This window comes from Halomonas sp. KM-1, assembly GCF_000246875.1.
GTDB classification, from domain to species: Bacteria; Pseudomonadota; Gammaproteobacteria; order Pseudomonadales; family Halomonadaceae; genus Halomonas; species Halomonas aerodenitrificans.
This window is the reverse complement of the sequence record NZ_BAEU01000083.1, coordinates 1-6,288: the sequence shown is the minus strand read 5'-3', so window position 1 is coordinate 6,288 and position 6,288 is coordinate 1. Positions and strand designations below refer to the sequence as shown.

At 66.3% G+C, this 6,288-nt stretch carries 8 protein-coding genes; 3 read left to right on the top strand and 5 right to left on the bottom strand.

Going from position 1 to position 6,288, the window contains the following annotated elements:
• The 4 genes from B8115_RS09025 to B8115_RS09010 form a co-directional block, all read right to left on the bottom strand.
• Positions 1–1,003 (bottom strand): nickel/cobalt transporter (locus B8115_RS09025; RefSeq protein ID WP_010627460.1); only part of this gene is annotated, 1,003 nt, incomplete at its 3' end.
• The gene (locus B8115_RS09020; RefSeq protein WP_010627459.1) at positions 994–1,668 is read right to left on the bottom strand and encodes a DUF1007 family protein; all 675 of its coding nucleotides are present in this window, start codon (positions 1,666–1,668) and stop codon (positions 994–996) included. The genes B8115_RS09025 and B8115_RS09020, both read right to left, overlap by 10 nt.
• A 37-nt stretch (positions 1,669–1,705) precedes the next feature.
• Positions 1,706–2,065 (bottom strand): hypothetical protein, encoded by a 360-nt coding sequence (locus B8115_RS09015; RefSeq protein ID WP_010627458.1) that lies wholly within the window; start codon positions 2,063–2,065, stop codon positions 1,706–1,708.
• Positions 2,065–2,610, bottom strand: coding sequence for a hypothetical protein (locus B8115_RS09010; protein ID WP_010627457.1), 546 nt, complete (start codon positions 2,608–2,610; stop codon positions 2,065–2,067). The genes B8115_RS09015 and B8115_RS09010 overlap by 1 nt, the downstream gene beginning before the upstream one ends.
• A gap of 265 nt (positions 2,611–2,875) precedes the next feature.
• Between B8115_RS09010 and B8115_RS09005 the strand changes: the two genes are divergently transcribed.
• The 3 genes from B8115_RS09005 (at position 2,876) to B8115_RS09000 (ending at position 4,552) form a co-directional block, all read left to right on the top strand.
• Entirely contained in the window at positions 2,876–3,349 is a 474-nt protein-coding gene (locus B8115_RS09005) for a Dps family protein (protein WP_010627456.1), read from the top strand.
• Between the two features lie 167 nt (positions 3,350–3,516).
• Positions 3,517–3,837 (top strand): hypothetical protein, encoded by a 321-nt coding sequence (locus B8115_RS23265; protein ID WP_141638551.1) that lies wholly within the window; start codon positions 3,517–3,519, stop codon positions 3,835–3,837.
• Positions 3,838–3,988: 151 nt separating this feature from the next.
• Complete coding sequence (locus B8115_RS09000; RefSeq protein ID WP_010627455.1) at positions 3,989–4,552, top strand: type 1 glutamine amidotransferase domain-containing protein; 564 nt, start codon at positions 3,989–3,991, stop codon at positions 4,550–4,552.
• Between the two features lie 58 nt (positions 4,553–4,610).
• Here the strand turns inward: B8115_RS09000 and B8115_RS08995 are convergent, their stop codons facing one another.
• Positions 4,611–6,077, bottom strand: a complete 1,467-nt coding sequence (locus tag B8115_RS08995; RefSeq protein WP_010627454.1) for an aminoacyl-histidine dipeptidase — start codon at positions 6,075–6,077, stop codon at positions 4,611–4,613.
• Positions 6,078–6,288 lie beyond the last annotated feature (211 nt).

Genomic DNA, 6,288 nt, shown 5'->3' with positions numbered 1-6,288 from the left:
GCATGGGGGCAGAAGTCGGCTGGGTGATTCCGGTCACCGAGAGCGAGATACCCAACGACATGATGGCGAGCCCGCCCGCCAGGGCCACCCAGCCGAGCAGGCGGCTGGCCCGCTGCAGACCGTTCTGCCTCGCCAGCTGCTTTTCGGCCCAGCCCCGGGCGAAGACGCTGGCCAACGCCAGCGCGGAAACGGTCAGCGCCGTGCCCAGCGCCATCACCATGACCGCCGCCACGCCCACGGCAAACTGACCCAGCAGGCTGGCGGCCCCCAGCAGCAGAACCCCGCCGCTGCAAGGACGGATGCCGATAGAGACCACCGTAGCCAGCGCCGTGCGCCAATCGGCAGCCTGCTGGGGATCGACGTGATGATGCCCGCCGCAGCAGTGAGCGTGGTCATGGTCATGTGAGTGGTCGTGGTCGTGCGCATGCCCATGTGCATGGTCGTGCGCTTGGGCAGAGCGCTCTGCTGCTGCCGGCGACGTCCGACGCAGTTGACGAATCGCTCGCCAACACAGCCAGGCCCCCAGCAGCGCCACCATCAGGAAGCTGGCCTGCTCGACCCACACCACGCTGCCCATCGCCTGCCGGGTGACCCAGCCCAAGCCATGCACCAGCACCACCACCAGGCTGATGGCTACCACCCCCTGCAGCATCGAAGCGGCAAAGGAGAGACCCAACGCCCGGCGCACCGCGCCGCCCTGGGAGAGCAGATAAGTCGTCAGCACCGCCTTGCCATGCCCCGGGCCTGCGGCATGAAAGACCCCGTAGGCGAAGCTGATGCCCAGCAGCGCCGCCCAGGCACTCGCTGATGGGGTGCCGGAAAAGTTGGTGATCGCCATGGTCAGGGCGCGGTGGAAGTCGCGCTGCCAGGCCACCAGTTGCAGGCTCAGCGACTGCAGACCGCCTTGCACGAAGAAGCTCAGTAACAGCACGGCCACGACCAATAGGCCCAGCCCGAGAAGCCAGGTACGGGTACGGGGGTGCGCTCTTGCCACTACTCGCATTTGACGACTCCGGTCTCGGCAAAGTGACGCCCCAAGCCGGGCTCCGCCTCGTCGGTGACGTCCAGCATGGCGGCCTGCATCACCAGCTCGGGATCGGGGTTGGCGGGAACGATCCGGGTGCTGCAGCCCAGCTCGCCGCTCACCAGCAAGGCGTCGTCGAGCGGCGTTTCCCCCTCTGCCTCATGTACCACCTCGAGGTAATAGGTGGGATCGAACACCTTGTACTGCAGCGTTTGGCCATTGAGCGGCTGGGTCGTCTCCAGCGGCAGCAGAAAGATGAACTCGACCCGACCGCCACGCTCCATCACGGTGTACTCGGAGACGTCACCCAGACCGAGCCGCTCCTCGCCCAGGCGAATCTCGGTGAAGTAGTCGAACGGTGCCAGGTTGCCACGGATCTCGCCGCCCAGGCGGTCGAGGCCCGCTTCCAGGCCGCCCTCGGTGCGGCTCAGCTCCTCCAGCAGCACCAGGCTGTAGAAGGGATCCATCCGCCAGGCCTGATGCAGCGCCTCCAGGCGCCCTTCGTCGTCGACCACCAGGCGTACGCGAATGTCGATCCAGCCATGGGGGTGGGCCAGCGCCAGGCCGGGCAGCAGGCCCAGCAGCAGGATTGCGAGCCAGGCACGTTTTGCCCTGATGGAAAAAAGATCATGCAAGCGATTCATGTCTCAACGTGTCTCTCATGAGAACCAATGACGTCGATCAAGGCGCCAAGCCCAGCCGGCGCTGAAGCTCGGCCAACAGAGGGTCTAGCAGATGTGGCGGCAGCGGCCTGCCGCCGCGGGTGGCGCTCAACGAAGCACGGGCTCCCTGGCCCTCCGGCACCACAGCAACGTCGACCCGATAGCCGGGCCAACGTGCCAGCGCCGCCTCTGCGCGGCCCCGTTCGGCATCGGCACGGCGAATCACGTAGCCCTCGTCGGCCAGCACGCCGAGGGCCTCTTGCAGTACCGCTTCCGGCGCTGCGGCAAACGCCAGCTCACGCGGTTCCGGGGCCGGTGTGGTCGTCGCACAGCCCGCCAGCAGCAGGGCCAACAGCGACACCAGAACAGCACGACGCATCACAGCGCCTCCCCGGCCGTCATGGCCTGGCGCAGCGAACCACAGAAGGGCGCGTCGCTACCGCTGCGGGTCTCGCGCAGTTCGCCGCGCCAGTCGATCACCTGAATGTCGCGACTGACCCGCACCCCGCCCGGGTCGGCGATCACCGATACGCGCTCGAGCTGGGTGGCGTCCTGGGCGATGCTGCCGCCGGCGCCACCGAAGCCGATCATCATGCCGGTGGAAACCCCGCGGCCAGCGCCGATACCCACGCCACCGAAGAAGCCGGTGCGCTCCCAGCTGTCGTAGCGATCGCCGTAGCCGGGTATCGTCCGAGTTCGGTCGGCGCTGACCAGCCCCACCGCCGGCTCGGTGTCGCGCACGACGAAGCCGTCCGCTTCAAGCGCGTTGAGCGCACGGCGCACCCATTCACGCGGTTCGATGCCATCGGCCTCCCAGCGGCACTCCGCGGCCGGCTGCGGCTCTGCGGTGGGCAGCATCGTCGGTGTCGTCTGGCAGCCTGCCAGCAAGGCCAATCCGGGCATCATCCACCACCACTGGCGCATGAGGTGTCTCCTTTCGTCATAGGGCGCAGTCTACGCCGCACAGCCCACCTTGCAAGGGTGCCGCTGCCGTCTTGAGAGTGCCAACGGCCGCTGGGGTTCCCGAGCATCGTCACTGCGTCAACGAGCCGCCCCCGCTTGACCGTCGCCGGCGTCATGCGCACATCATGCAGAGCGGCTATCGTGCCGATGTTGAGATATTGCTTAAGCGACGCCATATCGACACGTAGACTTGAGGAAATCCCATTACGCGACAAGGAGAACGCGCATGAGTGACACCAATGCCATCGGTCTGCACGAGAGCAGCGCCAGTCAGCTCGCCGAGAAGCTCAACGCTCTGCTGGCGAACTATCAGATCTTCTACATGAACGTTCGCGGCTATCACTGGAACGTGAAGGGGCCGCAGTTCTTCGAGCTGCACACCAAGTTCGAGGAGTTCTACACCGACTTGCTGACCAAGGTCGACGAGGTGGCCGAGCGCATCCTGACCCTGGGACACAAGCCGGTGCACGCCTACAGCGACTACGTGGCCATGTCGCAGATCCGTGAGGACAAGGACGTACACGACGGCGAAGCCTGCGTGCGCGGTGTGCTCCAGGGCTATCAGACCCTGATCGAGCTGCAGCGCGAGCTGCTGGCACTGGCCTCGGATGCCGACGACGAGGGCACCGCCGCCCAGGCCGGCGACTACATCCGTGAGCAGGAAAAAACCGTCTGGATGCTCAACGCCTACCTGGGCTGAGAACTTGCCCATAGGCAGTCCAAAGAGGTCGCAGGGTAACAAGCGGTGATCAGGAGCGACGAGCATAGTCGAACAGTGTTCACTATGCTCGCTTTTCACCGCTATAATGGGGTCAGGGAAAAGAAGGGGTGACCGTAACGTGTCGTTGGCACTTGAGGAGAACCCCCATGAAACGTCTGATCTTCACCGCTCTGGTAGCCGCCTTGTCGCTGCCTTTCTCAATGTCGGCAAGCGCCGACCATGGCCGATATGCCGCTCATGGCACCCAGATTCATCATCACCATTACTACGTGCGCGACCATCGCGGCAAACCACCGAAGCATCGGCGCCATCATCGCGCCCATCGTCACTCCCGACCCGCCCATCGCGTCGTGGAGCACCACTATTACGCTCCTCCTAGATACGACCATCACTACCGAGGCCACACCGATGTCCCGCTGGTCACCGTAGGGGGCTATCCCGTGGTTCGCATCCAGGTCAACCACTGACGCTTGGACTTACAGGCCACTACATCGAGTCACGGTCCGATACCCCACTTCCCTTGCCTTCGGCTCTTGCCGTTTTATGGTGAGTAAGGGGCAGTGATGCCCTATGCGTCGCACAACCCTATGCGTCGCACAAGGAGCAAGGAGGTAGCGAATGAGCGAGAAGCTGAAAGGCAAGACCGTCGCCATCCTGGCCACCGACGGCTTCGAGGAGTCGGAGCTCACCGAGCCCAAGGCCGCGCTCGAGCGCGAAGGGGCCACGGTGCACGTCATCGCGCCGGACAAGGACAGTATCCGTGCCTGGGCCGGCACCGACTGGGGGCCTTCCTATGACGTCGATCGCAAGCTCGACCAAGTCGATGCCGGCGACTACGACGCCCTGGAGCTTCCCGGCGGCCTGTTCAACCCCGACACCCTGCGTCAGAACGAGCAGGCGCTGGCCTTCACCCGGCGCTTCTTCGAGCAGCACAAACCGGTGGGCGCCATCTGCCACGGCCCCTGGGTATTGATCAACGCCGGCGTGGCCAAGGGCCGCCGCATGACCTCCTACCCTTCGGTGGAGATGGACCTGCGTAACGCAGGCGCCGAATGGGTGGACCAGGAGGTGGTAGTGGATAGCGGCCTGGTGACCAGCCGCAAGCCCGACGACCTCGACGCCTTCTGCAGCAAGCTGGTCGAGGAGATCGCCGAGGGCAAGCACAGCCGCCAGCACGCCTGAGGCACTGCCCGGCGCCGCCCATCGGGCGCGGCGCCGGGTCGTTTCAAGCCCAGCAGCCTCAAGCGCTGTCCGCGGCCAGATCCTCGATCAACGCCCGCAGCAGGTTCCAGAACTCCACCACGGAGTCCAGCTCCACCCGCTCGTCGGGCGAGTGGGCGCCGCGAATCGAGGGGCCGAAGGAGATCATCTCGAGGCCGGGATACTTGCCGGCCAGGATGCCGCACTCGAGCCCGGCATGAATCACCTTGACCGCCGGCTCGCGTCCCACCAGCTGCCGATGCAGACGCTCGAAGCGCGCCAGCAGGGCGCTGTCGGGGGCAGGCGTCCAGCCGGGGTAGGCGTTTTCCACCCGGGTGCGCGCCCCGATCAGATCGAACAGACCGCGGAAACGATCGGCCAGATCCGCCACCGCGCTGTCGCGCAGCGACCGCACCAGGGCGCAGAGATGGAAGCGCCCTTCGTCGAGGTTCACCACGCCCAGATTGTTCGAGGTTTCCACCACGCCGGGCACCGCGCTGCTCATGCGTTCCACGCCGTAGGGTGCGGCGTTGAGTGCCGCCAGCAGCATGCTGCTGGCATGGGCGTTGAGCGCCTGAGCGGGCCGTTGCGCCACTCGCGCCACGGTCACGGCCAGCCCTTCGTCGACACCGGCCAGCTCGGCACGCAGCTGCTGTTCGAGCGCCTTCACCCGGTTTTCGGCGGCGGAGACCTCATCGGCCGGCAGCACGACGGTGGCGAAGGCTTCCCGCGGGATGGCATTGCGCAGCGTACCGCCACGATAGCTGACCAGGCGGATGTCGTAGGCTTCCAGCGCCCTGAGCACGCGCACCAGCAGGCGGTTGGCATTGCCGCGCCCGCGATGGATGTCGATGCCGGAGTGGCCGCCCACCAGCCCGGTCAGGGCGAGTTCGAGGGCCACCTCGTCGGCTCCCGAATCGGCGGTGGGCAGTTGCGCCTCCACCACGATGTCGGCACCGCCGGCGCAGCCGATGAAGACCTCGCCGCGGTCCTCGGAATCGAGATTGAGCAGCACGCTGCCCTGCAGCCAGTGCTCCGCCAGCTGCAAGGCGCCGCCCATGGAGCTCTCTTCCTCAAGGGTGAACAGTGCCTCCAGCGGGCCGTGCACCAGGGTGTCGTCCTCCAGGATCGCCAGCGCCGCCGCCACCCCGAGGCCATTGTCGGCACCCAGCGTGGTATGACGGGCGCGCAGCCAGCCGTCGTCCACGTAGGTGTCGATCGGGTCGCGGGTGAAGTCGTGGGGATGATCGGCGTTGGCCTGGGCCACCATGTCGAGATGGCCCTGCAGGATGATGCCCGGCGCCTCTTCATGGCCCGGCGTAGCGGGCTTGCTCAAGCGCAGGTTGCCGTAGTCGTCGCGGTCGTGGGCGAGCCCATGCTGCTCTGCCCAGCGCTCGAGGATCGCCACCAGTTCGGCCTCGTGCCCTGACGGACGAGGCGTATTGCACAGCGTGCGGAAATGGCGCCACAGCGGTTGTGGCGAGAGTTGCTCGAGATGTTCGTTCATGTTCGATCTGCATGAGGGTAACCGGCCTACCTTACCGGGCCGACAACGCCGGGAAAAGCCCGCTCAACGACCGGGCGATTCGCCGGCCAGCAGCGTGGCCACGATATCGCGCATCCGCGCCATGACCTGTCGTCGTCCGTCGGCCCCGGCCCGGGCGGCCAGCCAGGCAATGTCGCGCCCTTGGAAGGCCCAGGCGGCGAGCTCGCGATAT

What these genes read in the sequence shown, in the direction of transcription:
- B8115_RS09020 (WP_010627459.1), bottom strand. Translation starts at nt 1,668, where the DNA reads ATGAATCGCTTGCATGATCTTTTTTCCATCAGGGCAAAACGTGCCTGG.
- B8115_RS09015 (WP_010627458.1), bottom strand. Translation starts at nt 2,065, where the DNA reads ATGCGTCGTGCTGTTCTGGTGTCGCTGTTGGCCCTGCTGCTGGCGGGC.
- B8115_RS09010 (WP_010627457.1), bottom strand. Translation starts at nt 2,610, where the DNA reads ATGCGCCAGTGGTGGTGGATGATGCCCGGATTGGCCTTGCTGGCAGGC.
- B8115_RS09005 (WP_010627456.1), top strand. Translation starts at nt 2,876, where the DNA reads ATGAGTGACACCAATGCCATCGGTCTGCACGAGAGCAGCGCCAGTCAG.
- B8115_RS23265 (WP_141638551.1), top strand. Translation starts at nt 3,517, where the DNA reads ATGAAACGTCTGATCTTCACCGCTCTGGTAGCCGCCTTGTCGCTGCCT.
- B8115_RS09000 (WP_010627455.1), top strand. Translation starts at nt 3,989, where the DNA reads ATGAGCGAGAAGCTGAAAGGCAAGACCGTCGCCATCCTGGCCACCGAC.
- B8115_RS08995 (WP_010627454.1), bottom strand. Translation starts at nt 6,077, where the DNA reads ATGAACGAACATCTCGAGCAACTCTCGCCACAACCGCTGTGGCGCCAT.